The organism is Nocardia thailandica NBRC 100428 (assembly GCF_000308795.1).
In the GTDB taxonomy this organism is placed as follows: Bacteria; Actinomycetota; Actinomycetes; order Mycobacteriales; family Mycobacteriaceae; genus Nocardia; species Nocardia thailandica.
On the sequence record NZ_BAGK01000238.1, the window covers coordinates 16657 to 43613 of the forward strand.

General features: G+C 72.2%; 26 protein-coding genes. 15 read left to right on the plus strand and 11 right to left on the minus strand.

Annotation, left to right across the window (positions count from 1 at the left end):
• Positions 1–9 precede the first annotated feature (9 nt).
• The 3 genes from ON36_RS27355 to ON36_RS27365 all read left to right on the plus strand — a co-directional run bounded on the left by ON36_RS27355 (position 10) and on the right by ON36_RS27365 (position 1923).
• Positions 10–654 carry a YqgE/AlgH family protein gene (locus ON36_RS27355; RefSeq protein ID WP_043659477.1) on the plus strand — a complete coding sequence of 215 codons (645 nt, stop codon included), beginning with the start codon at positions 10–12 and terminating at the stop codon, positions 652–654.
• A 67-nt stretch (positions 655–721) separates the two neighbouring features.
• Complete coding sequence (locus ON36_RS27360) at positions 722–1231, plus strand: sigma-70 family RNA polymerase sigma factor (protein ID WP_043659480.1); 510 nt, start codon at positions 722–724, stop codon at positions 1229–1231.
• Positions 1228–1923, plus strand: coding sequence for an anti-sigma factor family protein (locus ON36_RS27365; protein ID WP_043659483.1), 696 nt, complete (start codon positions 1228–1230; stop codon positions 1921–1923). Before ON36_RS27360 ends, ON36_RS27365 begins: the two co-directional genes overlap by 4 nt.
• Before the next feature lie 52 nt (positions 1924–1975).
• On the opposite strand, the gene ON36_RS27370 is transcribed toward ON36_RS27365, so the two are convergent.
• The 3 genes from ON36_RS27370 to ON36_RS27380 form a co-directional block, all read right to left on the minus strand.
• Positions 1976–2749: an ABC transporter permease gene (locus ON36_RS27370; RefSeq protein WP_043659486.1), complete on the minus strand. Its 774-nt coding sequence runs from the start codon at positions 2747–2749 to the stop codon at positions 1976–1978.
• Positions 2746–3720 (minus strand): daunorubicin resistance protein DrrA family ABC transporter ATP-binding protein, encoded by a 975-nt coding sequence (locus ON36_RS27375; protein WP_043659489.1) that lies wholly within the window; start codon positions 3718–3720, stop codon positions 2746–2748. The genes ON36_RS27370 and ON36_RS27375 overlap by 4 nt, the downstream gene beginning before the upstream one ends.
• 109 nt (positions 3721–3829) lie before the next feature.
• Positions 3830–4354, minus strand: a complete 525-nt coding sequence (locus tag ON36_RS27380; RefSeq protein WP_043659491.1) for an EXLDI protein — start codon at positions 4352–4354, stop codon at positions 3830–3832.
• Positions 4355–4516: 162 nt separating this feature from the next.
• Here ON36_RS27380 and ON36_RS27385 point away from each other — a divergent pair, with 162 nt between their 5' ends.
• Genes ON36_RS27385 through ON36_RS27400 form a run of 4 tightly spaced genes read left to right on the plus strand, consistent with a single transcriptional unit; the run spans position 4517 to position 8943 of the window.
• Positions 4517–6196, plus strand: coding sequence for a thiamine pyrophosphate-binding protein (locus ON36_RS27385; protein WP_052314396.1), 1680 nt, complete (start codon positions 4517–4519; stop codon positions 6194–6196).
• Positions 6193–6852 carry a DUF8713 domain-containing protein gene (locus tag ON36_RS27390; protein WP_043659496.1) on the plus strand — a complete coding sequence of 220 codons (660 nt, stop codon included), beginning with the start codon at positions 6193–6195 and terminating at the stop codon, positions 6850–6852. Before ON36_RS27385 ends, ON36_RS27390 begins: the two co-directional genes overlap by 4 nt.
• An 11-nt stretch (positions 6853–6863) precedes the next feature.
• Entirely contained in the window at positions 6864–7877 is a 1014-nt protein-coding gene (locus ON36_RS27395) for a 3-oxoacyl-ACP synthase III family protein (RefSeq protein WP_043659586.1), read from the plus strand.
• Positions 7878–7890: 13 nt separating this feature from the next.
• On the plus strand, positions 7891–8943 hold the full coding sequence (locus ON36_RS27400) for an aminotransferase class I/II-fold pyridoxal phosphate-dependent enzyme (RefSeq protein ID WP_052314397.1): 1053 nt from the start codon (positions 7891–7893) through the stop codon (positions 8941–8943).
• Between the two features lie 17 nt (positions 8944–8960).
• On the opposite strand, the gene ON36_RS27405 is transcribed toward ON36_RS27400, so the two are convergent.
• Both ON36_RS27405 and ON36_RS34315 read right to left on the minus strand, forming a co-directional pair.
• Positions 8961–9503, minus strand: a complete 543-nt coding sequence (locus tag ON36_RS27405; RefSeq protein ID WP_043659499.1) for a YaeQ family protein — start codon at positions 9501–9503, stop codon at positions 8961–8963.
• 16 nt (positions 9504–9519) lie between these two features.
• Positions 9520–9840 (minus strand): hypothetical protein, encoded by a 321-nt coding sequence (locus tag ON36_RS34315; protein ID WP_176569401.1) that lies wholly within the window; start codon positions 9838–9840, stop codon positions 9520–9522.
• 149 nt (positions 9841–9989) lie between these two features.
• Between ON36_RS34315 and ON36_RS27415 the strand changes: the two genes are divergently transcribed.
• A complete protein-coding gene (locus ON36_RS27415; RefSeq protein ID WP_043659502.1) occupies positions 9990–10376 on the plus strand; it encodes a cupin domain-containing protein in 387 nt (128 codons plus the stop codon).
• Positions 10377–10382: 6 nt separating this feature from the next.
• On the opposite strand, the gene ON36_RS27420 is transcribed toward ON36_RS27415, so the two are convergent.
• Positions 10383–10790, minus strand: a complete 408-nt coding sequence (locus ON36_RS27420) for an SdpI family protein (RefSeq protein WP_043659505.1) — start codon at positions 10788–10790, stop codon at positions 10383–10385.
• Positions 10791–11037: 247 nt separating this feature from the next.
• Here ON36_RS27420 and leuS point away from each other — a divergent pair, with 247 nt between their 5' ends.
• Positions 11038–13887: a leucine--tRNA ligase gene (gene leuS / locus ON36_RS27425; protein WP_043659508.1), complete on the plus strand. Its 2850-nt coding sequence runs from the start codon at positions 11038–11040 to the stop codon at positions 13885–13887.
• Positions 13888–13947: 60 nt separating this feature from the next.
• On the opposite strand, the gene ON36_RS27430 is transcribed toward leuS, so the two are convergent.
• Both ON36_RS27430 and ON36_RS27435 read right to left on the minus strand, forming a co-directional pair.
• The gene (locus ON36_RS27430) at positions 13948–14736 is read right to left on the minus strand and encodes a polysaccharide deacetylase family protein (RefSeq protein WP_043659509.1); all 789 of its coding nucleotides are present in this window, start codon (positions 14734–14736) and stop codon (positions 13948–13950) included.
• A gap of 183 nt (positions 14737–14919) precedes the next feature.
• Positions 14920–15606 carry an SDR family oxidoreductase gene (locus tag ON36_RS27435; protein ID WP_043659594.1) on the minus strand — a complete coding sequence of 229 codons (687 nt, stop codon included), beginning with the start codon at positions 15604–15606 and terminating at the stop codon, positions 14920–14922.
• 88 nt (positions 15607–15694) lie between these two features.
• Here ON36_RS27435 and ON36_RS27440 point away from each other — a divergent pair, with 88 nt between their 5' ends.
• Positions 15695–16237, plus strand: a complete 543-nt coding sequence (locus tag ON36_RS27440; protein WP_043659511.1) for a DUF6069 family protein — start codon at positions 15695–15697, stop codon at positions 16235–16237.
• 67 nt (positions 16238–16304) lie between these two features.
• Entirely contained in the window at positions 16305–17645 is a 1341-nt protein-coding gene (ggh, locus tag ON36_RS27445; protein ID WP_043659514.1) for a glucosylglycerate hydrolase, read from the plus strand.
• Between the two features lie 350 nt (positions 17646–17995).
• Here the strand turns inward: ggh and ON36_RS27450 are convergent, their stop codons facing one another.
• From ON36_RS27450 to ON36_RS27460, 3 genes are all read right to left on the minus strand, one after another.
• Positions 17996–20059, minus strand: a complete 2064-nt coding sequence (locus ON36_RS27450) for a PhoX family protein (RefSeq protein WP_043659515.1) — start codon at positions 20057–20059, stop codon at positions 17996–17998.
• 154 nt (positions 20060–20213) lie between these two features.
• Entirely contained in the window at positions 20214–21026 is an 813-nt protein-coding gene (locus ON36_RS27455; protein ID WP_043659517.1) for a hypothetical protein, read from the minus strand.
• A 93-nt stretch (positions 21027–21119) separates the two neighbouring features.
• A complete protein-coding gene (locus tag ON36_RS27460) occupies positions 21120–21641 on the minus strand; it encodes a lipoprotein LpqH (protein ID WP_043659519.1) in 522 nt (173 codons plus the stop codon).
• 151 nt (positions 21642–21792) lie between these two features.
• Between ON36_RS27460 and ON36_RS27465 the strand changes: the two genes are divergently transcribed.
• From ON36_RS27465 to ON36_RS27480, 4 genes are read left to right on the plus strand one after another with little or no spacing between them, the layout of a single operon-like run.
• Entirely contained in the window at positions 21793–23088 is a 1296-nt protein-coding gene (locus ON36_RS27465) for a hypothetical protein (protein ID WP_043659520.1), read from the plus strand.
• Positions 23088–24119, plus strand: coding sequence for a hypothetical protein (locus ON36_RS27470; RefSeq protein ID WP_043659522.1), 1032 nt, complete (start codon positions 23088–23090; stop codon positions 24117–24119). The genes ON36_RS27465 and ON36_RS27470 overlap by 1 nt, the downstream gene beginning before the upstream one ends.
• Positions 24120–24155: 36 nt before the next feature.
• Positions 24156–25706: a tetratricopeptide repeat protein gene (locus tag ON36_RS27475; RefSeq protein WP_245558225.1), complete on the plus strand. Its 1551-nt coding sequence runs from the start codon at positions 24156–24158 to the stop codon at positions 25704–25706.
• A complete protein-coding gene (locus tag ON36_RS27480; RefSeq protein ID WP_043659527.1) occupies positions 25703–26956 on the plus strand; it encodes a CHAT domain-containing protein in 1254 nt (417 codons plus the stop codon). The genes ON36_RS27475 and ON36_RS27480 overlap by 4 nt, the downstream gene beginning before the upstream one ends.
• Position 26957 lies beyond the last annotated feature (1 nt).

Here is a 26957-nt window from a genome sequence, read left to right on the forward strand (position 1 = left end):
ATGACTGACGTGGCACGCGGAGACGACCCGGACGAGCGCCAGGCTCGCGGCGAACCCGGCGGTGGCCGCCGCCGTGATTCCCGCAGGCCGGACGGCGGGGTCCGCGCGGGGAGTCTGCTGGTGTCGGCGACCGAACTCGTCGAGCCCACTTTCCGGCGCACCGTGGTCTACATCATCGAGCACAACGACGCGGGCAGCCTCGGCGTCGTGCTGAACCGGCCGAGCGAGACGCCGGTGTCCGACGTGCTGCCGCAGTGGGCGGCGCTGGCCGCGGATCCCGCCGACCTGTACATCGGCGGGCCGGTGAAGCGCGACGCCGCGCTCTGCCTGGCCACACTGCGGCTCGGGGTGGAGACCGACGACGTGCGCGGGCTGCGCCGCGTCGACGGCCGCATCGCGCTGGTCGACCTCGACGCCGACCCCGAGGTCATCGGACCGCTGGTGGAGGGCATCCGCGTCTTCGCCGGGTACGCGGGCTGGTCGATGGGCCAGCTCGACGGCGAACTGGACAACCGGGACTGGATGGTCGTCTCGGCGCTGCCCGGCGATCCGCTGGCCACCGACCGCCACGACCAGTGGGCGATGGTGCTGCGCCGTCAGCCGCTCCCGCTGGCCCTGCTCGCGACGCACCCCATTGAACTGGAGCGCAACTGAGGCCGTTACTCCTACGAAGACCTTCCAGGAGTGACACATGAAACCCGAGCAGTGAACCGGGCCGCCGATGAACGACGGTCGCGACGAACTGATGCGCGCGCTCTACGCCGAGCACGCTCCCGCGCTGTGGCGCTTCACCCTCGGCCTGGTCCGGGACCCCGGCCGGGCCGAGGACATCGTCCAGGAGACGCTGCTGCGGGCCTGGCAGCGCCCGGCGGTGCTGGAGCAGACCGACACCTCACCGCGCGCGTGGCTGTTCACCGTGGCACGTAACCTGGCCACCGACGAGTACCGCAGCGCGCGCCACCGCCGTGAGCTCGGCACCGACTCCCCGCCGGAGCAGGTCAGCCCCGATCAGGCCGACCGCACCCTGGACAGCTGGCTGGTCGCCGACGCGCTGAGCACGCTGAGTACGGACCATCGCGAGGTCATCGTGCGCGCCTACTACCGCGGGCTCGGTACCGCGCAGATCGCGGACGAACTCGGCATTCCGCCGGGCACCGTGAAATCGCGCCTGCACTACGGCATGCGCGCGCTGCGCCTCGCCCTACAGGAGATGGGGGTGACGAACCGATGACCGACCTCGCCGACGACTACAGCACGTGGGACGCGTCGTACGTGCTCGGCTCCCTGAGCGCCGCGCAGCGGCGCGAATACGAAGAGCACCTGGCCGAGTGCCCGCACTGCCGCGAGGCCGTCGCCGAGCTGGCGGGCCTGCCCGGCCTGCTCGCGCTGGTCGACCGGGGCACCGCGCTGGCCATGATCGAGCCGCCGGGCGAGGACGCGCCGCCCCCGGACCTGGTGCCGAACCTGGCCGCCGCGGCCGAGCGCAGGCGACGGCGGGGCCGCTGGGTCACCGTCGGGTCTGCCCTGGCGGCCGCGGCCGCCGCGGTGGCGGTCGCGATCCCGGTCACCGCGGCCGTCACCCGCTCCGACGACCCGCCCGCGGTGGCCGAGCAGGTGGTGGCCCAGCGGCAGCTGCAGCCGCTGGAACAGACCCCGATCAGCGCCGAGGTGACGATCCTGCGCGACGGCGACCGCGCCCGGCTCGTCATGACGTGCGCCTACGCCGAGACCGCCTACGGCGGGACCTGGAAGTACGGGCTGGTCGTCAACACCGGCGGCAAGCGCGTCGAGCTGGACCAGTGGTCCGCCGGGCCGGGCACCGAGGTCCGGCTCGAACGCACCGTCGACGCGGACCCGGACGCGATCAGCAGCGTGGAGATCACCTCGGGCTCGGGCCGCACCGTGCTCGTCGGCACCTTCTGACCGCCGCACGGCCCGGTTCCCGCGCGGGAACCGGGCCGTGCGGCGAGCCGGATCAGCGTCGCGCCTGCTTGCGGAAGATCGACCGCGACCAGGCGAATCCGCCGAGGCCGATGACCGCGCACCAGCCGAGGGATACCCAGCCGTTGATCCCGATCTCGGTGCCCATCAGCAGGCCGCGCACGGTCTCGGTGATCGGCGTGAACGGCTGGTACTCGGCGAACTGGCGCAGCCCGACCGGCATGGTGTCGGTCGCGACCAGGCCGCTGCCGAGGAAGGGCAGCATGACCAGCGGGAACGGCGCGTTGCTCGCGGCCTCCGGCGTGGGCGAGAGCAGGCCGAGCGCCACGGCGAACCAGGTGAAGGCCAGCACGACCAGCGACAGCAGGCCGAAGGTGGCCAGCCACTCCGGCACGGTCGCGTTCGGCCGGAAGCCGACGAGGACCGCGACGACCACCATGCCCGCCAGGCCGAGGATCGCCTGGATGAGCGTGCCGACGACCTGTCCCGACAGCATCGCCGATTGCGAGATCGCCATGACCCGGAACCGGTTCACGATTCCCTTGGCGGCGTCGGTGGCGACGGCGACGGAGACCGAGACGGTCATGTAGGCCGGGATCAGCAGGAGCATGCCCGGGGCCAGGTAGTCGATGTAGTTGCCGCCGGAGGACTTCTCCAGCGCGCCGCCGAAGACGAAGTTGAACACCAGCAGCAGCACGATCGGCATGATCACGACGGCGAAGACCATGCTGGGATACCGCTTGGCGTGCAGGATGTTGCGCCGCAGCATCGTGACGGTGTCGGTGAGGGCGTAGGTGGGGGTGCTCATCGGGCGGGCTCCTGCTCGATTCGGGTGGTGGCGTGGCCGGTCAGGGAGAGGAAGACGTCGTCGAGGTCGGGGGTGTGCACGGAGAGCCCGCCCGCCTCGATGGTCGCGGCGTCGAGCCGGTCGAGGACCGCGCGCAGCGATCGCACGCCGCCGTCGCTCGGCACCGCCAGGGTGAGTCCGTCGCCCGCCTCGAGCACCCGGGCCGCGGGGCCGAGCACCCGCTGTGCCGCGGCGAGACTGGCGTGGTCGGGCAGGTCGACGCGGATGTATCCACCCGGGACCAGGCGCTTGAGCTCGGCGGCGGTGCCCTCGGCGACGATGCGTCCGCCGTCGAGGACCGCGATCCGGTCGGCGAGCTGGTCGGCTTCCTCCAGGTACTGGGTGGTGAGGAAGACGGTGACCCCGGCGGCGACCAGCTCACGCACGATGTCCCAGATGGCGCGCCTGCTGCGCGGGTCGAGGCCGGTGGTCGGCTCGTCGAGGAAGATCACCCGCGGGTCGCCGACCAGGGTCATGGCCAGGTCGAGGCGGCGGGTCATGCCGCCGGAGTAGGTGCTCGCGGGCTTGTCGCCCGCCTCGACCAGGTCGAAGCGTTCGAGCAGTTCGGCGGCGCGCCGACGGGATTCGCGTCGGGGCAGGTGGAGCAGATCGCCCATGAGCTCGAGGTTCTCCCGGCCGGTGAGCAGTTCGTCCACCGCGGCGAACTGACCGGTGACGCCGATCCGCGCGCAGACGTCGGTCCGCTCGGTGGCGACGTCGAAGCCGCCGACGCGCACCTCGCCGCCGTCGGCGCCGATCAGGGTGGTGAGGATCTGGACGGTGGTGGTCTTGCCCGCGCCGTTGGGGCCGAGCAGGGCGAACACCGTCCCCTCGGCGACGGTGAGGTCGATGCCGTCGAGCACGGTGTGGTCGCCGTAGGCCTTGCGCAGGCCGCGCGCCGTGAGGGCGGGGGCCGGTGAGGCGTTGACCATGGTCTTCCCTTTCAGCGGAAATGAATAAATCAGTACGAATATGTGCATGTTTTATCGACACCGCTCCCGGGAGCGGTGGTGGTCGCGGAGGTGGAGTTGTCGGCTCGGACTAGATGTCGAGCTCCTCGATCCTGGGGTGGGCGCCCTCGCGGACGCGGCGGTAGAGCTTGTCGGGGAGCTTCGGCTTCAGCTCCTCCACGTCGTCGACGATCTCAAGTTCGTATTCGCCCCAGTCCCAGGCGTTCTCGCCGATGCCGAACATGCGGCGCCAGTACTTCCAGTCCTTGAGGTCACCCGCGGCCTTGCCGGTGGGGTACTCGTCCCACGGCGCGCTGTGGGTGTGCAGGACGTATTTGCCCTTGCGGCTGCGGTAGACCCGCAGCTGCAGGACGCGGTCGTCGTCCATGTCCTGCCATTCGCCCAGCAGGACGCCGCCGAAGCGGACCTGCCGGACCCCGTCGCGGCCCACCTGCAGCACGACCTCCTCGTAGCCGGCGAGCTTGCCCTCCTCCAGCTCGATGAACCGGCGCAGGGCGGCGATCACGGCGCCGGACAGGTTGCCCCCGACCAGCTCCTGCGCCCGCGCGAACAGCGGGAGATCGTCGTCGGCCACGTAGATCGTCTTGTTGGGCATGAGGAAACTATACGTAGATGTATACGTACACACAAGTGGTCGCGGAAATTCGGGTGAACCGGCACGCCGACCGGCTCGTATCCCTGATGTAGGCGGTGATCGCACCGCCCGGCCGACGTCGTCGTCGCCGGGGCGGCGCGCCGGATCGCGAAAGGAGGGTCGATGCCCGATCGAGTCGTCGATCATCTCGTCAGGACCGTGGCGGACCTGGGAATCACCCACATCTTCGGCGTCGACGGCGCCAACATCGAAGACCTCTACGACGCGATGTTCGAGGCGGGCGGCCGCCCGGCGGGGATCGTCGCCAAACACGAGTTCTCCGCCGCCACCATGGCCGACGGATACGCCCGCAGCACCGGCGGCCTCGGCGTCGTCGCCGCGACCTCCGGCGGCGGGGCGATGAACCTCGTCGCGGGACTGGCCGAGTCCCACGCCTCCCGGGTACCGGTACTCGCCCTGGTCGGCCAGCCACCGACCGCGCTGGAGGGCAAGGGCGCGTTCCAGGATTCGAGCGGCCGCGCGGGCGCGCTCGACGCCGTCGCGCTGTTCTCGGCGATCAGCGTGTACTGCGCCCGCGTCACCGACCCGGACGAGGCGCCCGCGCAGCTGGCCGCGGCGATCGCGGCCGCCCGCCGCGGCGGACCGGCGGTCCTGCTGCTGCCCAAGGATGTTCAGCAGGCCGAGCTGTCCCCCGGGCCGCGGGCGCCGATCCCCGGACGGCAGCGCGCCGCGCCGGACCTGCGCGCCCTGACCGAGGCACTCGCCGCCGCGCGCGGGCGGGGCAAGATCGTCGTCCTGGCCGGCGACCAGGCCGCGCGGGACAGCGCGCGCGCCGCGTTCGCCGAGCTCGTCGCCTGCCTCGACGCCGCGGTCGGCCTCGCACCGGACGCGAAGGACGTCTACGACAACAGCGCACCCGGCTACTGCGGCGTCGCGGGCAGCATGGGCCACCCCGAGCTGACCGCCGCGCTCGCCGCCGCCGAGACCGTCCTGCTGGTCGGCACCCGCCTCCCGGTGACCGCCCGCGCCGGACTCGACCCGCTGGTGGCCGGGCGGACCGTGCTGAGCATCGGCGCCGAACCGCCCTTCGTCCCCGCCGAACACACGCCCGCCGATGATCTCGCCACCGCCCTGACCGCCCTGACCGCAGCACTCGACGACCACCGCGCGGCCCCGGCGACCGGGCCCGGCACCCCCGCCCTGACCCCGCTGGCCGTCCCCGCCGCGTCCGGCCCCGGCCTGCGCTACCGCGAGCTGGTCGAGACCATCGACCGCGAACTACCCACGGGGACCGATGTCTTCGCGGACGCGGGCAACACCGGCGCCTCGGTGGTGCACCACCTCCGCGTCCCGCGCGGGGGGCGGTTCGTTGTCGCGCTGGGGATGGGCGGGATGGGCTACGCGTTCGGCGCGGGCATCGGTTCCGCCTTCGCCCGCCACGACGCCGCCGACGGCCCGCACCGGACCGTCGTGATCGCGGGCGACGGCGCCTTCTACATGCACGGCATGGAGATCCACACCGCGGTCGAGCACGACCTGCCCGTCACCTTCGTCGTGCTCAACAACAACGCGCACGCCATGTGCGTCACCCGCGAGCAGGTTTTCTACCGAGACCGATACAGCTTCAACCGTTTTCGCGATACCCATATCGGAGCGGGAGTCGCCGCCATGTTCCCCGGACTGCCCGCGCGCACGGTCACCGACCCGGCCGGGCTCACCGACGCCCTGCGTACCTGCCTGCACACCGGCGGCCCCGCCTTCCTCGAGATCGTCTGCGACCCGGACGAGATTCCCCCGTTCACGCCCTTCTTGGCGACCCCTCACCCCAGGAGCCCTTCGTGACAACCAGCGCTCTCCCCGCACTCAGCGACATCCCCGAGGAGGTGGTGCCCGGCGTGCTGCGGATCGAGAACTCCGACAAGGACGCCACCACGCCCATCATCCTGGACATGCTGCGCTCGGTGTACCCGCACGACCAGATCTACGGCGACTTCTGCCCCGTCCAGTCCTACGTCGCCGCCCCGCCGCGCGAGGTGTGGGAGTACCTGGCCGACACCCGCTCGCTCGAGGAATGGACCTACAGCCTGCGCGGCTTCGCCGAAACCGGCGAGCCGGGGCTCTGGGTCGCCTACGACAAGCTGGGCAAGGACACCCAGATCTTCACCCGCACCGAGGCGAACGCCGAGGCGATGACCGTCGACTACCACTGCGCCTGGGACCAGGGCGAACACCTGTGGATGATCTACCTCATGCGGGTCGTCGACGCGCAGGTCGTGCTGAACAAGCCCGGCTCGGTCGTCCTGTGGAACAACTGCAAACACCCCTTCTACGACGAGAACCCCTTCCCCGAGAAGGTTCCCGGCGACCGGCCGGTCTGGGTCGGCGACTTCTGGGAGATGTTCTCGGCCGGGCATCGGCTCGAGCTGGACAACCTCAAGGCCATCTGTGAGTACCGCGCGGCCAACGGCCTGCCGATCAAGCCGGAGTGGATGAAGTGAATTCTGCAGCCCTGCCCCCGATCAGCCTCGTCGACGTCGCGAGCTACCTGCCCGGCGACCCGGTGCCCACCGAGTACTTCACCCAGTTCTCCCGCTCGGACCGCATGGCCAAGAACGTCATGTTCCGCTCGCCCACCGGCCGCCACCACATCGGTCCGGACGAGACCGCCGTCGACATGGCCGAGCGGGCGTTCGCGCCGCTGCTCGACCGGCACGGCGCCGGCCTCGCGGGCGAGATCGACATCCTGCTCACCCACACCCAGCTGCCGGACAATCCCGTCCTCGGGGCGGGCCCGGAGCTGGCCCGCCGGATCGGCGCGAACCCCGCCCAGGTCGTCGACGTGCACAACGGCGGCTGCGCCGCGTTCGTGCACATGATGAACCTGGCCCGCGCGCTCATGCAGACCAGCGAGGCGCGCACCGCGCTGGTCGTGGCGATCCAGAACTGCGCGGGCCCGGTCTTCACCCAGACCGAGATCCGCAAGCTCGCCCAGGCCCCGGTCCCCGGCGACGGCTGCGGCATCGGCCTGCTGCGCAAGGACGCCACCGCGCCCATCCTCGACATCGAGACCCGCACCTACCCCGAATTCGCGGGCGACATGGACTTCAGCACCAACGGCGAGCGCAAGTACTGGCAGCCCGGCGAGGGCCAGGGCTGCGTGAGCTTCACCGAATCCAAGGTGGCCAAGGTCTTCGCGCGCGGCAACCGGCTCGTCCCCGAGGTGGCGCTCGCGGTCTGCGACCGGATCGGGGTCAAGGGCCGCGACATCGACACCTTCGTCACCAATCAGCCCAACCGGCTCTTCCTGCGCAACTGGCACGACGCGATGGAACTGCCCGCCGAACGCCACCCCGACACCTTCGACACCTGCGGGAACCTCTTCGCCGCAGGCATCCCGGTCACCCTGGACACCGAGAACCGCGCGGGCAGGCTGCGCAACGGCTCGGTGGTCCTGATGTCGGCCTTCGCCCACGCGGGTGACTTCGCCGGCGCGGCGGCGGTGCGCTGGGGCGCGGCACGATGAACGGAGCACGAGCATGAGCGTGGGGTTGGCCGAGAGCACCCTGCCGTCGCGCCGGGTGCGCGGCGACACGATCCCCACCCGCTTCGACCTGAGCCTGAGCGAGAACCCGTTCCCGCCGCTGCCGTCGGTGCTGCGCGCGGTCAACGACTCGCTCGCCAAGGCCAATCGGTACCCGGAGTTCCTGCCCCAGCGGCTGCCCCGGGTGATCGCCGATCACCTCGGGGTGCGGCCCGAGGAGGTGGTGGTCGGCGCGGGCGCGACCGGCGTCGCCATGCAGGTGCTGCACGCCCTGGCCGGCGATCGGCGCGAGATGGTCAGCAGCACACCGACCTTCGACGGCTACCCGATCATGGCCGACATGGCCGACATCCCGCTGGTCCCGGTCCCGCTGCGCCGCGACGGTCAGCAGGACCCCGACGCGCTGCGCCGGGCGGTGAACCGGCGGACGGCACTGGTGGTGCTGTGCCGTCCACACAACCCCACCGGGACGGTGCTCGGCGCGGGCGAGGTGCGTTCGCTGCTGCACGCGATCCCCGGCCGGGTACCGGTGCTGCTCGACGAGGCCTACGTCGAATTCCTCTCCCCCGCCGATCAGCTCGACCTCCGCGCGCTGCTGGCCAAGCACGCGAACCTGCTGGTGCTGCGCACCTTCTCCAAAGCCTATGGACTGGCCGGGCTGCGGATCGGGTACTGCGTTGGCCGCGGCAAGCTGATCGAGCGGATCGGCAGGCAGCAGCTGCCGTTCGGGATCTCCGACGCGGCGGTCGCGGCGGTCACCGCCACCTACGCCGCCGACCGGGAGCTGCGCGAACGCGTCGACTGGATCACCGCCGAACGCGAGGCGCTGCGCGGCGCCCTGCTGGCGGCGGGATTCGCGGTACCGGCCAGCCACGCCAACTTCCTCTACCTCCCCGGGCCCGGCGTCTCCACCGCGCTGCGCCGGGCGGGGATCAAGGCCAAGGCGTATCCGGACGGGAGCGCGCGGATCGCGGTGGGCGACCCGGCGGCGGGACGGGCGGTACTCGCGGCACTGGCCGGACTCGGCGAGGCCCGGCGGCGGTCCTAGCCGGTCCCCGCCTTCGCTCAGGCGATGCGGTGCTCGGTGACGGTCGCGCTGAGCGCGGTTCCGTTCAGGTCACCGAACAGTTCGCGCTCGGTCACCGACACGGTCAGGGTGTTGCGGCGGTCGACGGCGGCCGCCGCGGCGTCGATGAAGTCCCGGTCGAAACTGTAGACCGGGATCTCCTCGGCGCGGTGGATCTTCTTGCCGGACAGGGCCGCCAGCACCTTCGCCGGGTCCCGATGGGTGTAGACGGCGGCCCGCCCCGCGAGCTTGCTGCCCCGGTGCAGGCGCTCGGCGTCGGGCGCGCCGATCTCGATCCACGCGGTGGTCCGCCCCGTCAGATCGCGGACCAGCACCGCGGGCTCGTCGGTGGAGGAGACCCCGCCGTCGCTGAAGGTGATCCCCTCCTCGTACTCGAGCAGGTACGCCAGCAGGCGCGTCACCATGAACTCGGCCGTCTCCGACGGATGCCGCGCCACCTTCAGCTCGAGCTGCTCGTACACCCCGCGATCGACATCGGCCAGGTCGACGGTGAAGTGGTGGATGGTTGCGCTCAGTGCCATGGTGGCAAGAGCCTACTCAGCAGCCACCGCCGCCACCGCAACCACCACCGCCGCCGCCCCCGCTGTCGCAACCGCCGCCCCCGCAGCCGCTCCAGCTCGAGCCGCCCGACGATCCCGAGTCGCCGCTGTACGTCGTACCGCCGTAGGACGAGCCGCTCGACCACGACGACCGCCGGTGCCGCCGCGACGGCCCGCCGCTCGCGAACGAACCCGACCTGCCCCTCGCCGCCCGGATCGCCCACACGATCGCCACGATCGGCACCACGACCACGACGGCCACGGCGACGACCGCGAACACGACGGTGAGCACCCCGATCACTACCCCGATGACCTCCACCGTTCCTCCCCTCGTTGCTGCCTCCGGAACCGAAAGTAGCCACGCCGCCTTGTGATTCGCTTTCGATCGGCCAAGCATCCGGAATCGCCGGACACCCGGTCACGACGGAATCCGCGGCCACGGGGCCGCGCTGCGGTAAAGGTGGAGGGGTGCGATTTCCGTGGCAGGGCGAGTACACGCCCAATTCGGCGCCGTCGTCCGGGACGGCCAGTCGCGTGCTCGGCCGGATCCGGTGCGGCCGCCACGACGTGATCCTGCGCCGGACCCGGATCGTGCCCGGCGGCTCCAGCGGGTGGCACTTCCACGACGGCACGCTGTTCGTGCTGGTCACCCGCGGAACGCTGGACCATCCATACCTCGACCGCGGCCCCGTGCGGTACCGGACCGGGCGGGTGTTCCGGGAGCCGAGCGGCCCGTCACACGTGCACGTCGCCCGGAATCACGGCCCCGGCGAGGTGCGCATCCTGGTGCTCTACGTCAACCCGGCGGGCAGCCCGCTGTCGCACAGCGTGCCCGCGCCGCCCGGCGAGAGCTGAACGCCGTCAGTTGGCGGGGGCGCAGGTGCTCTTCAGGGAGCACCCCGCGCAGGAGGAACCGCAGCCGCCGACGGGGGCGGGCGGGAGGAGCGGCTCGACCGCGCGGGCGGCCGCGTTGGCCCCCGCGCCCATGGCGAACACCGCGAGGACGAACGTGACCGCGGCGACGACCGCGGCGGGGATCCCGCCCGCGACCAGGGTGACCAGGCCACCGGCGAAGAGCACGGCGCCGCCGCCGACCATGGTCGGCGCGGCGATGCGGTTGGCGATGCGGAAGTTCTCGTCGCTGTGCAGCGCCGCCTCGGTGGTGACGCCGACGAAGCGGTTGCGCGGCAGCTTGCCGACGAAGCCCAGCACGCCGAGCACGATGACGGCGGCGGCCAGCGCGAACATCAGAAAGGCGACGACGAACATCCCTGCACGGTAGCAGTGTCGATGCGCGGCTGGCGCCGCGGGTCGGCGGCCCTTCTGTCTCGATTCTTCCCTCCTCCGGCCGGTCGCTGCGCTCCCTCCCTCCGTCAGTCCAGAATCGAGACGGCCGCCGACCGGGCGGCGACCTCGGTGGGCCGAGGGGAAAAGTGGTGGGGGTCACGCACTACGCTGGAAGACGTAGTGTGTCCAGCCCACGGCGGCGAGATCAGCGAGAACAGGAATCGGGACAGTGCCAGACACTCGTGCAACCGACAGCGATGTACCCCAGCACCGGTACAACGCCGAACTCGCGGGCCGGATCGAGCGGCGGTGGCAGCAGAACTGGAACGAGCGCGGCACCTTCCACGCGCCGAATCCGGTCGGCCCGCTGGCCGGCGCCACCCCGGTCGACAAGCTGTTCATCCAGGACATGTTCCCGTTCCCGTCGGGCGCGGGCCTGCACGTAGGCCACCCGCTGGGCTACATCGCCACCGACGTGTTCGGTCGCTACCACCGCATGCACGGCCGCAACGTGCTGCACGCGCTGGGCTACGACGCCTTCGGGCTGCCCGCCGAGCAGTACGCGGTGCAGACCGGCGCGCACCCGCGCGACACCACCGAGGCCAACATCGCGACGATGCAGCGTCAGCTGGACCGGCTGGGTCTCGGCCACGACCGCCGCCGCTCGTTCGCGACCACCGACCCGGAGTACTACCGCTGGACGCAGTGGATCTTCCTGCGGATCTACAACGCCTGGTACGACCAGGAGGCCGACAAGGCCCGCCCGATCGCCGAGCTAGAGGAACAGTTCGCCACCGGCGCGCGTCCGCTGCCCGACGGCCGCGCCTGGGCCGAGCTGACCGCCGCCGAGCGCGCGGGCGTGCTGGACGGCTACCGCCTGGTGTACCAGTCGGATTCGATCGTCAACTGGTGCCCGGGCCTCGGCACCGTGCTGTCCAACGAAGAGGTCACCGCCGACGGCCGCAGCGAGCGGGGCAACTTCCCCGTCTTCCGCAAGCGCATGTGGCAGTGGATGATGCGCATCACCTCCTACGCCGACCGGCTGGTCGACGACCTGGACGCGCTGGACTGGCCCGACAACGTCAAGTCCATGCAGCGCAACTGGATCGGCCGTTCGCGCGGCGCCCAGGTGCGTTTCGACGCGCCCGACGGCGAGCAGGTCGAGGTCTTCACCACCCGCCCCGACACCCTGTTCGGCGCCACCTACGTGGTGCTGGCACCCGAACACGAGCTGGTCGACAAGCTGGTCGCCACCGCCTGGCCCGGGGGCACCGACCCCCGCTGGACCAACGGCGGCGCCGCCTCCCCCGTGGAGGCCGTCGCGGCCTACCGCACCTCCATCGCGGCCAAGTCCGACCTGGAGCGCCAGGAGAACAAGGAGAAGACCGGCGTCTTCCTCGGCGTCTACGCGACCAACCCGGTCAACGGCGCGCAGGTGCCGATCTTCACCGCCGACTACGTGCTGAGCGGGTACGGCACCGGCGCCATCATGGCGGTGCCCGGCCACGACCAGCGCGACTGGGACTTCGCCACCGCGCTCGGCCTGCCGATCGTGGAGGTCATCTCCGGCGGCGACGTCACCGAGGCGGCCCACTCCGGCGAGGGTGTGCTGGTGAACTCCGGCTTCCTGGACGGCCTGCCCGTGGACGAGGCCAAGGCCACCGTCATCGGCAAGCTGGAGGCCGACGGCCACGGCACCGGCACCATCCAGTACAAGCTGCGCGACTGGCTGTTCGCCCGCCAGCGGTACTGGGGCGAGCCCTTCCCGGTCGTCTACGACGAGGACGGCCTGGCGCACGCCCTGCCGGAGTCCATGCTGCCGGTGGAGCTGCCGGAGCTGGCCGACTTCGCGCCGGTCACCTTCGACCCCGACGACGCGGACTCCGAGCCGTCCCCGCCGCTGGCCAAGGCCACCGACTGGGTGAACGTCACCCTGGATCTGGGCGACGGCCCCAAGCGGTACCGCCGCGACACCAACGTCATGCCCAACTGGGCGGGCAGCTCCTGGTACCAGCTGCGCTACGCCGACCCGACCAGCACCGAGTACTTCTGTGCCCCGGAGAACGAGCAGTACTGGCTCGGCCCGCGGCCCGAGGCGCACGGCCCGGCCGATCCGGGCGGCGTCGACCTGTACGTCGGCGGCGTCGAGCACGCGGTACTGCACCTGCTGTACGCGCGTTTCTGGCAGAAGGTCCTCTACGACCTGGGCGACGTGACCGGCAGCGAGCCCTACCGCCGCCTGTTCAACCAGGGCTACGTGCAGGGCTACGCCTACACCGACGCCCGCGGCGCCTACGTGCCCGCGGCCGAGGTCGTCGAGCGGGACGCGAAGTTCTACTGGACCGGGCCGGACGGCGTGGAGATCGAGGTCGCCCAGGAGTACGGCAAGATCGGCAAGTCGCTGAAGAACGCCATCTCCCCGGACGAGATCTGCGACCAGTACGGCGCGGACACCTTCCGCTTCTACGAGATGTCGATGGGCCCGCTGGACACCTCGCGTCCGTGGGCGACCAAGGACGTCGTCGGCGCGCATCGGTTCCTGCAGCGGGTGTGGCGCCTGGTGGTCGACGAGGAGACCGGCGCGGTCCGCGTTACCGAGGACGCGCCCTCCGACGAGACGCTGCGCCTGGTGCATCGCACCGTCGCGGGGGTGGACGAGGATCTGGCGGCCCTGCGCGACAACACCGCGGGCGCCAAGCTGATCGAGCTGACCAACTACCTGACCAAGAACTACCCCGAGGGCGCGCCCCGCATCGCCGTGGAGCCGCTGGTGCTGATGCTGGCGCCGCTGGCGCCGCACATCGCCGAGGAGCTGTGGGAGCGGCTGGGCCACACCGAGTCGCTCGCGCACGGCCCGTTCCCCATCGCCGATCCCGCGCGGCTGGTCGACGATTCGGTGGAGTACCCGATCCAGGTGAAGGGCAAGGTGCGCAGCCGCATCCAGGTGCCCGCCGACGCCGATCCGGCGTCGATCGAGGCCGCCGCCCTGGCCGACGAGAAGATCGCCGCCCTGCTCGAGGGCAACGCGCCGCGCAAGGTGATCGTGGTGCCCGGCAAGATGGTCAACATCGTCCCGTGATCGCCGGAAACGACTGCGCCCCCTGGCCTTCCGGCCGGGGGGCGCGTTGTTTCACGTGGATCAGGCCTGCACCTTCAGCACGTCGTTCAGGGTGACCAGCGACAGGTTGCGTTCCTTGATCAGGTCGACCAGCTGCCCGTAGCAGTGCGTGACCGGCGGGAAGTTGGCGTGCCCGATGACGATGGTCTGGGCGTTGAAATACTTGCGCGCGCACTCCATCAGGTAGTCCTCGGTGATGAGCCCGGAGTCCGACAGCGAGCCGTACCACATGGTCGGGACGGTGTAGCCGAGGTCGGCGGCCACCTTGTCCACGGTGGCGTTGTGATAGCCGAAGGGCGGGCGGTAGAACGGGGTGCCGTCCACGCCGAAGTTGTTGCGCAGGAAGTCCTTCGTGCGGCTGAGCTGGTCGGCGACCCCGGAAGCGCTGAGCTTGGTGAGCGCGGCGTGATCCCAGGTGTGGTTGCCCAGCTGGATCTGCCCCGACTCGACCAGCGGGCGCAGCGCGTCGCGGTGGATCGTCCAGGAGTCGTAGTAGCCGGTGACGAAGAAGGTGAACCGGGCGCCGGTGTCCTTCGCGAATTTCACGTAGGCGCCGACCACTTCGGCGCTGGCGCCGTCGTCGACGGTCAGCGCCATGCTCGAGCCCGCGCCGGGCAGTTCGGTGATGATGCCGGGCTTGATGACCGACTTGGGCCCGGCCGGCGGCGCGGGCAGCAACTGCTTCGCCGGCGCCGCCGACGGCGGGACGGCGGGCGGGGTGGTCGGCTTGGGCGCGATCGGCGCCTCCCCCTCGGCGGTGGCGCAACCCGCCACGGCGACAGCCGTGCCGGCGACCAACAGGGACAACATCCGACGACGATCCACGTTCTCGGGCCTTCGTGTGTGCGGGCGGCGTGCGGCCGCCGGGACGGGAGTGGGGGGTGCGACTGTGCCGGCGTCGGGAGCCGATGATCGCGTCACCCGGTCGGGGTGGTGCCGACAAGGTACGCGGACATCATGACCGGAAGTTGAACCCCGCGCAGCGCGCGGTGCTCAGTGCCGCCAGGGGCGCAGAACCAGTTCCGCCGGATGGGCGTCGGCGGGCGTGCGCACCGCGTTACCGACGGCGGCGGCGACGGTCGAGGGCTTCAGGAACTCCTCGGGCCGGTATTCGCGGCCCTCGCCCGCGATGATCTCGCGCTGCATGTCGGTGTCGATGCGGCCGGGGAAGACGGAGGTCACCCGGAGGCCGGGTTCCTCGGCACGCAGCGCGTCCGCGAACGCCCGCAGCCCGAACTTGGCGGCCGCGTAGGACGCCCAGCCGGGATTGGCCCGCAGGCCTGCCCCCGAGTTGATCAGCACCACATGCCCGTTCGCGGCGCGCAGCGCGGGCAGCAGCTGCCGGGTGAGTTCGGCGACGGCGATGAGGTTGGCCTCCAGGGTGTACCGCCACTGGTCGACGGTCGAGTCCGCGATGGTGCCGAGGTCGGCGACACCCGCGTTGTGCACCAGCACGTCCAGCCGGGTGATCGGCGCGCAGGCGGCGGCGACCGCGGGGTAGTCGGTGAGTTCCACCGGCCACGGGGTCGCGCCGGGCAGTTCGCCGGTGACGGCCGCGAGGGCCTCGGCCGAACGGGCTCCGACCAGCAGGTCGTGGTCGGCGGCGAGGTCGCGGGCGATGGCGGCGCCGAGGCCACGGCCTGCGCCGGTGATGAGAGCGAGCGGTCGCGCGGTGGTCACGACGACCACGGTAACCGGAGTCCGCGCCACGCCCGGATCGGGAGGTTCGCCGAACCGGATCGCCGCGATACGGGTAGTTTCGACAGGCATGACGGATCCGCGTTACCAGAACCGGCAGTACGAGCAGCAGCCGTACTCGGCGCAGCAGCAACCGGGTCAGCAGCAGTACCAGCCCTACGCCCCGCCGGAGCCCGAGAAACACATCAATCTCGGCAAGCTGTGGGCGGGTGGTTTCGGCACCGCCGTCGTCGCCGCGCTGATCATCGTGGTCGGCGTCCTGCTGGTGCGCGGTGTCCTGCAGGTGGCGCTGCTCTCGCCGACCGGCACCGGCACCTACGGCACCATCTCGACCACGTCCTACGCCTTCTCCGGCGCCGTCGCGGCCCTCATGGCGACCGGCCTGCTCAACATCCTGCTGGCGGCCATGCCCAACCCGATGCAGTTCTTCTACTGGATCACCGGCCTGGCCACCGCCGCCGCCGCGCTGCTCCCGCTGACGCTGATCGCCGACTGGGGGCCGAAGCTGGCCACCAGCGCGATCAACCTGGTGGCCGGTCTGGCGATCATCACGATTCTCGGCTCGATCGGCGGCTCGGCGGTGGAATACACCCAGCCGTCGGAGTACCGCTGAGCGAACGTGTCGGGCGCCACGCCCACGCCGAGATGCCGGTTGCCCGCGCCGGGGTCAAAATGAACAAATGACGAACCCCGGGTTCACCCCGACGCAGCTCGCGGCCCGCGCCGCCTACCTGCTGCGCGGCAACGACCTGGGCACGATGACCAGCGCCGCACCCCGCCTCTACCCGCACATGTGGAGCTGGGACGCGGCGTTCGTCGCGGTCGGGCTCGCGCCGCTCAGCGTCGAACGCGCGGTCATGGAGCTCGACACGCTGCTGTCGGCGCAGTGGAAGAACGGGATGATCCCGCACATCGTCTTCGCCAACGGGGTCGACGGGTACTTTCCCGGCCCCGCCCGCTGGGAGTGCCGCAGGCTCGCGGCCGACGCACCCGACGGCCCGGACACCTCCGGGATCACCCAGCCGCCCGTGCACGCCGTCGCCGTGCAGCGCATCCTCGACCACTCCCGCAGGCACGGGCGCACCACCCGCGCGGTGGCCGAGGAGTTCCTCAACCGCCGCTGGCCGGACCTGGTGCGCTGGCACCGCTGGCTGGCCAACGCCCGCGACCCGAAACAGAGCGGCCGGATCACCCTGTACCACGGGTGGGAGTCGGGCATGGACAACTCGCCGCGCTGGGACCGCGCCTACAAGAACGTCGTCCCCGGCGCGGACCTGCCCCCGTACCGCCGGGCCGACACCGCCATCGTCGCCGACCCCTCCCAGCGGCCGAGCGATCGCGAGTACGACCGCTACCTGTGGCTGGTCGAGCAGATGCGCCGCGCGAACTACGACGACTACGCCCTGGCCTCGGTGATGAGCTTCGCGGTGGAGGACGTCTTCGTCAGCGCGATCTTCGCGCTGTCGTGCGAGGTGCTCGCCGACATCGGCGAGGAGTACCGGCAACCGAACGCCGACGTCCGCGAACTGCACGAATGGGCGGCGCATTTCCGCGCGGGCGTGCTCGACACCACCGACAAACGCACCGGCGCCGCCCGCGACTTCGACGTCCGCGCCGAACAGTGGATCAGCACCGAGACCCTGGCGATGTTCGCGCCGCTGCTGTGCGGCGGCCTGCCGCGGCAGACCGAACGCGCGCTGCTGCGCCTGTTCGACGGCCCGCGCTTCTGCGGGCACCCCGACCTGCGCTACGCCCTGCCGCCGTCGACCTCGCCGGTGTCCAAGGACTTCCGCCCGCGCGAGTACTGGCGCGGCCCCGTCTGGCCGGTCATGAGCTGGCTGTTCTCTTGGGTGTTCGCACACCGCGGCTGGGCCGAGCGCGCCCGCGCGTTGCGCGAGGAGGGCCTGCGCCAGGCCGCCGACGGCGCCTTCGCCGAGTACTACGAACCCTTCACCGGCGAACCCCTCGGCAGCATGCAGCAGTCCTGGACCGCGGCGTCGGTACTCGACTGGCTCGGCTGACCGCCCCCACTATCAGCCCGTCCCCACCACCCCATCACTACGTCCGCCCGCCGGGCCAGCATGTGCGCCCGGGCCACCACGTCCGGGGCCCAACCGGGCCACCACGTCCGGCCCCAACCGGGCCACCACGTCCGGCCCACCCGGACCACCACGTCCGGGCCGCGACCGGGCCACCCGAAGGCCGACCTCGAGGAGGCCCCGTCGCGGCCCGGCCCGTCGGTCGGGGTACCGAGACCATGCGCCGCAGGCGCGAGTATCGGTACGCCGACCGACGGGCCACCAGGGGGCCGCGACCCGCGGCGCCCGCGGCGCCAAAGTCACAGCCGCGCCGCCGAAGTCACCCCCCACACTCACATCCCGATGCGACCGCCCGCCTTCTTCCAGACGGCGACGACCGAGGGGCGCGGCTGCGCGTCGCCGCCGTCGGGCCAGTGCGAGAGGGGGTTCTCGGGGGTCGCGTCGTCGGCCTCGCCGGGATGCTGGACGCACACCATGACGCGCTGTTCGGTGACGATCGGGCCGCAGGTCTCCGCGCCGCGCGGCACGGTGAGGAACTGCTTGGTCTCGCCGCGGTCGGGGCCGTCCAGGACGACGGAGAAGAGGCCGTCGTTGGTCTTGAGGGCGTTGCCGTCGGTGGAGATCCACAGGTTGCCGTACGGGTCGAAGGCCAGGTTGTCCGGGCAGGAGATCGGGCTGACCTTGTTCTTGTCGAAGCCGGCGAAGTAGGTGTCGGCCGCCTTGGGGTCGCCGCAGACCAGGAGCAGCGACCAGGTGAAGTCGGTGCCGGTGTGGTCGTCGACGATCTCGAGGACCTGGCCGTTCTTGTTGAGCTTGCGCGGGTTGGCCTCGTCGACACCGGGCTTGCCCTCGGCGGCGCGGTTGTCGTTGTTGGTCAGCGCGACGTAGACCTTGCCGGTGTAGGGGTTGGCCTCGAAGTCCTCGGGGCGGTCCATCTTGGTGGCGCCGACCTTGTCGGCGGCGAGGCGGGTGAACACCGCGACCTCGCTGGCCGACATGCCGTCGACCAGGGACTCGGCCTTGCCGTCGCCGTTGCTCTTCAGCAGCGGGATCCACTGGCCCTTGCCGGTGAAGCCCTTGTCGGAGGGGACGTTTCCGCTGCCGTCGATCTTGTCGGCGTGGTCGCCGGTGAGCTTGGCGACGTAGAGGGTGCCTGCGTCGAGGATGGTCATGTTGTCGCGGCGGGCGGCGGCGCCGGTGCCGGACTTGATCTTCTTCGACGAGACGAACTTGTACATGTAGTCGAACTTCTCGTCGTCACCGGTGTAGGAGACGACGTCGCCGTTCTTCGTCACGTAGATGGTGGCGCCCTCGTGCTTGAGGCGACCCATCGCGGAGTGCTTGATCGGGGTCGAGGCGGGGTCCCACGGGTCGATCTCGACGACGTAGCCGAAGCGGTTGGCCTCGTTGGGTTCCTGCGCGAGGTCGAAGCGCTTGTCGGTGCGTTCCCACTGGTTGGCGGTGCCGCCCTTGGCGAACCCGTAGCGCTTGAGGCGGCCCGCGGGGTCGGCGGCCTTGTCGACGTTGGCGAAGTAGCCGTTGAAGTTCTCCTCGCCGGAGAGCACGGTGCCCCAGGGGGTCACGCCGCCCGCGCAGTTGGCGAAGGTGCCGCGCACCTTGGTGCCCGTGGGGTCGGCGCCGGTGATCACGTAGCCCGAGCCTGCGGCGGGGCCGGTGAGCGTGAACTCGGTGGTGGCGGTGATGCGGCGGTTGTACTTGCCGAAGACCGGGGTCAGCTTGCCCGAGCCCGGCTCGCCCTTGACCTCGACGACGGTGAGCCCGTGGGCGGCCTTGGTGATCTCGATCTGCTCGTCGGTGGGCTTGGCCTTGTCGTAGCCGCGGAACATGTGCGGGCCGGTGGTGTACTCGTGGTTGACCACCAGCAGGTAGGAGTTGGCCTGGCCCTCGATCGGCAGCAGGGCGGCGAAGTCGTTGTTGTAGCCGAACTGCTTGGCCTGGGCGGCGGCGGTCTGCTTCTCGAAGTCGAAGGCGGGCGCGTCGGCGAACAGCGGGTCGCCCCAGCGGATCACGACGCCCTGCTCGTAGCCGTCGGGGACGACGACGGCGTCCTCCTTGTTCGGCGCGACGGCGGTGAAGCCGGTGCCCGTTCCGGGCGTGCCCGCCGGGGTCGGGGCGGGGCCCGCGGTCTCGGCGCTGTCGTCACCGCCGCAGGCGGCGAGCGCGCTCGCGGCGCCGACGGCGAGGACGGCGGCCGCGCCGCCCTTGATCAGGCCGCGACGGTTGAGCCCGGCGACGATGTCACCGAAGTACTCGCCTCCCGAGGTGTTCGGCGGCTCGTGGAAACACGCGTTGGCGCACTTGTATTCGCAGGTCACTGCGGCGCGTGCGGACTGGCCGTCGTGCTTGACGAACAGGGCGAGCGGGCTGATGCTCACGGCGACTCCTGGGTAGATCGGACGTGGGCACGGTAAGCAGCGCAGGAAAGCCACGGGGAACACGTAGATGAACACCTGACCAAAACTCGTCCGGGAACGACGCCGAGCGCGGCATCCGGCCGGTCACCGGATGCCGCGCTCGCGGGTGGGGTCCTCAGGCGTTGACCGGGAGGGACAGCACCACCTCCTGTTCGCGGCCGGGCAGGTAGTGCACCTGGACGATCCGGCCGACCTGCACGTGACCGATCGCGGTCGGGGGCAGGAACTTCTCCACGCTGGTCTCGAAGGTGCCGCCGTTGTCGCGGGTGACCACGAGGCCGAGCCGGATCTTGGTGTAGCCGCCGCGGATCTCCCCGGGCACGTCGAGCGTGCGGACCACGGCCTGGGCGACGACGCCGCGCTCGGCGATGTCGAGCTTGTCGCGGGTGGTGACGCCCTTGCGGATCATGGACTCGTTCATGGCCGCCTGAACCGCCCGCTGGTCGCCGGACCGGTCGACCTGCACCCGATCGGTGCGGCCCGGCACGTACCGGACCGGCAGCACGACGCCCGGCCGCAGCAGGGCCAGCTCGGTCAGGGGCACGATCAGTTTGGCGTGCGAGTCGAAGACCTTCCCGTCGGCGCCCTCGACGCTGAAGTCGATCCGCACCTGCGGCTGGTCGTTGATGGTGATGCCGGTCTGCCGGACCGTCTTCACGGTGCCGATCCCGATCCGGCCCTCCCGGAACTCGCCGGTGTTCTGGCCGGTGAACGCGGCCACCAGTCCTTCGCCGAGGCCGCGGCCGGTGAAGGCGAAGGCCATCGGCACCAGGGTCAGCGCCATGATCGGCAGGGCCATCTGCGGGCCGAGCCAGGCCAGGGTGGTGCCGGTCCACGGGTCGGGGGTGTAGGTGAGGCCGTAGTAGAGGTAGTAGCCGAAGGCGAAGAGGCCGAACGCGACCGCGGCCGCACGGATCGTGGTGGTCATGATGTGCTCCTTGGGGAAAGGTCGGGGGGATTCGTGGGTCGCGGTGTTCGACTGAGCGGGCGCCCGGCGAGGTGGTTCGCCGGGCGCGGCCGATCAGGAGCCGACGACCTCGCGGCAGGCGAAGGTGATGTCGAAGGTGCTGGTGGACGGGCCCGCGAGCGGGTTGGTCAGGTCGACGCCGCCGACGCCCTCGCCGGTGATGCGGTAGGTGTTGCCGTCCTTGGTGAGCTTGGCCGAGCCGCCGGGCTGCCCGTTGCCGTAGCCGACCGCGTAGGGCAGGCCGTTCGCGCCGCCCTGGCTGCCCGCGATGCCGACGGCCTGGACGGTGTCGCCGGCGACGGTCGCGCTGACCGCGAGGTTGCCGTAGGTGGCGTTCGCGGCGTCGGTGAGCGCCAGCGCCAGGGTGCCCGCCTGCTTGGCGCAGGTGGTGTCGAACGTGGCGGTCAGGGCCTTGCCGTCGACCGAGGCGGAGGACTTGCCGCCCGCCGGGGCGGCCGGGGCGGCGGAGCCGGGGGTGGACGGGGTGGCCGAGCCACCGTTGTCGCCGCAGCCGGTGACCAGCAGGGCGGTGGTGGCAGCGGCGGCGGAGAGGGCGGCGATCAGCTTGGCGTTCATGGTGTTTCCTTCTTCTCTGGCGAGGAGTGGGCCGGTGTTCCGGCCCGTTGAGAGAAAGGTAGGAATCTTCCGCCGCCTACCGATCTCGAGTTTGCGCGTGCGCTCGGCACGGAAACCTCGTTAACCTGCTCGTATGCGAAGACCCCGCGCCATGGTGCTCGACGAGGTGTGGCGCGGGCTCGACGGTGTCGAGGCCCTGTCCGGCGCCGGTGGCGGCCCCCTGCGCCGCACGGTGAAGCTGATCCTCGACCCGCTGGTCATCCGGCCGGTGCAGCATCCGAGCTGCGCGGGCGCGCTGCTGACCGCCGACGGGATCACCCTGCTCACCTCGCTCGTGCACGCCCAGGGCGACGCGCTCCGGCACTGCGCCGCGTGGTTCACGGTGCTCAAGCAGGTCCGCCGGAAGCTGCGGATCACCGAGGGCAACGCGCAGGACCTCTACTTCCAGCGCTGTTTCGAGCTGGCGACCGTGTGCGGCGCCCCGGACGAGCGCGGCCCGGCCACCGCCGAGGCGACCCTGCGCGAGATCCACGGCAGCACCGGCGGACGGACGACCCAGGCGCTGAAGGCCCACGTCACCGATCCCGGCCGGGCGGCGGCGCTGAACGAACTGCTCGACCTCGCCTGGGGCCGCAGGCCCGCGGCGACCTACGGTGCCCGGGACCGCGCGGCCGAACTCGGCGCGCTGCTCGACGCGTGCGCGCTGACCCGCGACGGCGCCGACGAGGGGCCCGTCTTCGACGATCTGCTCGCCGGGCGGGTCGGCACCCATCGCGGCGTCGCGCTGTGGGGCGTCCACACCGAGGGCGGCGCGGACGAGCTCGGCCTCACGGTCCACCGGTGCCCGCGGCGACCGGACCTCGGGGCGTCGGCGTCCACCGCGGCGCTGGGGCTGCCGTTCGACCGCACCGTCTACGAGCGCATCTTCACCGTCCTGCAGGGCGGCACCGATCGCAGCGACCTGCCGGAGATCCCGGAGCTCGTGAGCCGCGAGATCTCCCGCAGCTGCGCGCCCTGGGGCCTGCTCGACGAATCGCTGCGGCTCGCCGCCGCCGCGGGCAGCGAACTCGCCCTCGGTCTTTCGCCGTTCGGCCGCGACCAGCCCGCGGGCGGGTCACCGGCGCACGACATCGTCAACAGCCGCTGGCGCCGCGAGGCCTACGTGCTACAGGCCCGCCGCTACAGCGTGCACGTCGCGGGGGACACGAGCCCGCTGACCCTGATCGCCACCGAGCTGCACACCCCGTGGCGGCCGTACCTGCGCCGCCTCTGGGTCCGCCTGCACGGCCGCGACGTGCGCGAATTCGCCGTCTACGACACCGCGGAGCTGTGGGATCTGCTCGACGGCGTGGCGCGATCGGTGATCCTCGATCATCGCGCCCGGGTGAAGCAGGCGCTCAGCGCGCCCGTCGCCGAGGCCCCCGAACTGGAAGCGAGGGCAGGCTGATGACCACGGTGCGGATGAGCCACGGCCCAGACGGGACGCTCGTGGTCGCGCCGCCGGGCGCGCCGCTGACGACCGACGACCGGCCCGGGCTCGACGTGCTCGTCCTCGAGGTCGCCGGCGGCCATCTCGGCTGGAGTCTGCTCGCCGGGCAACGGATTCCGGGCGCGGTGCTCGACGACGCGGACGCGGCGCAGGAGTGGCTGTGGGCCGTCTTCGGCGAGAACGTCGCCCTCGCGGTCGCGGACTTCGACGGGACGCCCGCCGAGTGGACCGCCGAACCCGCACGGCCCGAACTGGTCTCGTCGCTGTGGCGGCTGGCCTACGCCCAGTGGGCGGCGCGCTGGTGGCCCGCCTCCACCCTGGACGGCATCGCCGCGCTCGATCGGGACGTGCTCGCCGGCGAGATCGGCACGCTGGCCGTGACGTGCGAGTCGGTGGTCGACGGCGCCGACGCGCCGGGCGACCGCGACTTCGACCGCGCCGAGGACGGCCACCACGCCGAATCCCGGCCGCGCGCCGAGGATTACGCGCTGGCGGCGGACGGTCCCGCCGCGCCGCCGGGGCTGGTGCTCGCGCGCGGCAGCACCGGCTGGGACTGGCGGACGTGCCCGCCCGGCGTGCTCGACGCCTCCGAACACGCCGTCTCCTGGCAGGCCCTGCGCGACGCGGGCCGCACCACCGTGTGGGTCAGCGCCGTGGCCGCGCCCGACGCGAGCGGCGCGCTGCCGGATCATCTGCACCCGCACGCCGTCGTCGAGCTCGGCGGCCTCCGCACCGACTGTGTCCTGCGCAGGCGCGCGGACAGCTGGACCGGCGAGGTCGTCGTCGACACCGCCGCCGACCCGCGCCCCACCGTGACGGTGTTCGTCCCGGGAGTCGGTGCCGGGCAACCGGATACCGACCTCGCCGCCCGTGACCTGCTGCGCCGCTACGCCAGGGACCGGCTCGCCGCGGTGTCCTCGGGCGCCGCGCCCGACCCGCGGCCGCTGCGCGCCGAGGTCCTCGCCGCCGAGTCGGATACGGACTTCTGACATGGGGAACGGGCACGACGCGGGCGGGCGGGCGCCGTGGCAGTGAACGCGACCCCGGCCGCGGGCGACAACGAGCGGCTCACCGCCGGGTACGCCGCCTACCAGCGCGGCGACACCGCCGCCGCCCAGGCGATCTTCGAGGAGGTCGCCGCGGGCGAGACCGGCAGGCTGCGCACCGCCGCCCTGATCAACGCCGCGAGCATGGCCGACGAGCGGGGCGAGCACCGCCGGGCCGTCGAGTTGTTCCGGACCGCGCTGGCGGAGATGCCGGACGACGCCGCCCACCAGCGGCCGGCCGCGCTGGTCAACCTGTCCCAGGCGTTCCAGCACCTCGGCGAGCTGGACGCGGCGGCAGCGGTCCTGGAGGAGGCGCGGACGCTGCTGGCCGGCCTGCCCGACCAGGGCATGCTGCGGGTGGCCTGCCTGCTGTCGCTGACCGCCGTCGCCCTGCACCGGCAGCAGTGGGCCCGCGCGAGCGAGCTGGCCGGGGAATCGCTGACGGTCACCCGCGAGCACGCGCCGGCGCTGGCCGGGCATCCGTTGATGAACCTGGCCGCGAGCGCTTTCGAGACCGGGCGGACCGAGCTGGCCTTCGACTTCGCCGCGCAGGCCATGGACGCCTTCCGGGAGGCGGGCGACGCCGCCGCTGTCGCCGAGACCCAGCAGAACCTGGCGACGATGTACCTGCGGGCGGGCCGCCACGCCGAGGCGGGCGAGCCCCTGGCCGCGAGCCAGGACTTCTTCGAGCGGGCCGGCCTCGCCCACCGCGTCGGTGTCGGTGCCAAGATCGCCGGCTTCCTGGCCGAGAGCGGCGGCGACCTCGCCACGGCCCGCGCCTGGTACCGCGCCGCGCTCGACGGTTTCGCCGCGTCCGGCGCAATCAGCGACGCCGCCGACGTCCGCGTCCGCCTGGCCACGGTGCTGTACGCCTCCGGTGCCGCCGCCGAGGGCGAGGCGCTGCTGGCCGAGTCGTTCGCGGTCTTCGCCGCCCACGGCCTCGGCCTGCACTGCGCCCAGCTGGACTACTGGCACGCCGAACTCCTCGACCGGCTGGTCGAGGGCGCGCCGCCCGGCGATCCCGCGTCCGCGCGGGCCGCGGCCGAGGCGGTCCGGCTCGCGGTGCCCGCCGCCCTGACCATCGACGCCGTCCGCCACACGCTGCCCAACGGGCGGCAGCGCGATCGCTGGCACCGGGAGATCGCCGCGCCCGCCATGCGGCTCGCGTTCCGTTTCGCCGTCCGGACCGGCGACGCGCGCCTGGTCGCCGACCTCGTCGAAACCCAGTGCGCCGGAACGCCCCTCGACCTGTCGTCGGCGGCCGCCGCGCCGCCGCCGGTGGCGCTGCCCTACGACCTGTTCGACGGCACCGGCACGGCCCCGGACGCGGGTGGGCATCCGCTGACGGCGGGCACCGAGGCGCTGCGCCTCGGCGCCGCCCTCGCCGACGTCGCCGCCGCCGCGGGCATCCCCGTCGCCCCGCCGCCGCGCCTCGTCATCGACGGCAGGCCCGCCCTCGCCGACTACATCGCCCTCGCGGAGGCCCGCTACGGCCGGACCGTCCGCGACCGGCAGACGATCGTCCTATGAGCAGGAGCCCGGCCGTGCCACCCACCGCGCTGATCCGCCTCGCCGACGCGGGCGACGTCTACGTCGCGTGGCGCTGGCTCGACGCGGCCGCCGCGCCGGGCGTCGCGGTGCTGCCCGGCGAGGACGTGGATCGTGTCGTCGCCCGGCTCGCGGCCGAGCTGCCCCGGCCCGGCGACCCGGCGGGCCTCCGCCGGGCGCTCACCACCGGCGTCCTGGCCGATCCCGACGCGGAGAACGCCTTCGCCCAGGAACTCTCGCGCGTCCTGCTCCCCTACGCGCTGGCCGTGCAGCTGCACGATTTCCACCAACGCGGGATCGTGCCCCACCTGCGGATCCAGCCGTCGCCCCGGCTGGCCCAGGTGCCGTGGGAACTGCTCGCCCCCGACCCCGACATCCGGCTCCTCGACCTCGTCGACCTCAGCCTGCTGGCCCCCGCCTCCGTCGTCCGCGCCCCGGACCGCGCGGTGCGCCGCTGGGCCGAGACGCGCGACCTGCCGGTGGTCGCCGTCCTCGACCCGCGTGTTCCCGGCTTCCGCGCCGATTCCGAACTGGGTTCGGTGCTGGGCCGCACGACGCCCGAAAGCCCGATCGCCCGGCACTTCTCGGCCTACGGCGCGCGAATCACCCCCGCCGGCGGCCTGTTCCGGCGCACCGACACCGACCGCGACTGGCTGGCCGCGACGCTCGCCGCGGGCGCCGCGCGGCTGTTCTACCTCGGTCATGTCACCGCCGCGGCGCCCGACTCCGGCGAGAGCGAGCATGCCGCCCTGCACCTGACCTGCGGCCCGGACACCCGCGGTTTCGCGGCGCTCACCCGGACCCATCGCCCGCTCACCGCCAAGGACCTCCTGCTGGGCACCCACACGCTCGACGAGCACCCGGTCGCCGGCCGCGACCGCTACCCCATGCCGAGCCGGGTCGCCCTCGTCGCCTGCGAGAGCGGTGGCGACCAGCGCTTCACCGAGGCGCTGGGGCTCACCACCGCCGCCCTCGCCAACGGCGCCGAACTCGTCACCGCCACCCGCTGGCCGCTGCCCACCGATCACGCCTTCCACACGTTGGCGGGCGTGCCGGAGGACCGCTTTCCCCTCCAGGAGGCGGTGTGCGCGATCGACGCCGCGCACGACGCCGTGGATCCGATCGGCGAGCTGGCGGCCTGGCAGCGGGCCCGGCTGGCGGCCTGGCGAACCCGGCCGACCGCCGCCGACGCCCCGGTGCTGTGGGCCGCGCCGGTCACCGTGCGCGACTGAC